Annotated in this window: 1 protein-coding gene; it reads right to left on the reverse strand. The window is 62.2% G+C overall.

The features are described from left to right. Positions 1 to 402 (reverse strand): MBOAT family O-acyltransferase (locus AC1DSD_RS22455; RefSeq protein WP_478033209.1); only part of this gene is annotated, 402 nt, incomplete at both ends.

The following is a 402-nucleotide window of genomic DNA, read 5'->3' on the forward strand; positions in this document are numbered from 1 at the left end:
GCGGCAGCGAAATGCCGAAGAGCAGCCCGAGGCCGATCGCCATGTCGGTATAGCCGGAAAAGTCGAAATAGATTTGCAGCGCGTAGGATAATGCGCCGGTCCATGCCTGGATGAATTGTACGCCGCCGATCTCTGCCTGCACGAAGATCGGCCGCACCGCGACGCCGAGCGGATCGGCGACCATCACCTTCTTGAACAATCCGATGAGGAACAAGGTGAGTCCGATCGCGACCAGGTCCCAGCGCGGCCGGAAGCGGTCGGGCGCGCTGAATTGCGCGAGCATCTCGCGATGATGCGTGATCGGCCCGGCGATCAGGTGCGGGAAAAAGGTGATGAACAGCGCGTAGTTGAGCGGATCGCGCTCGCTGACCCGGCCACCATAGGCGTCGACCAGATAGGCGA

The sequence above is a fragment of the Sphingomonas sp. P4_D12 genome, from assembly GCF_056401895.1.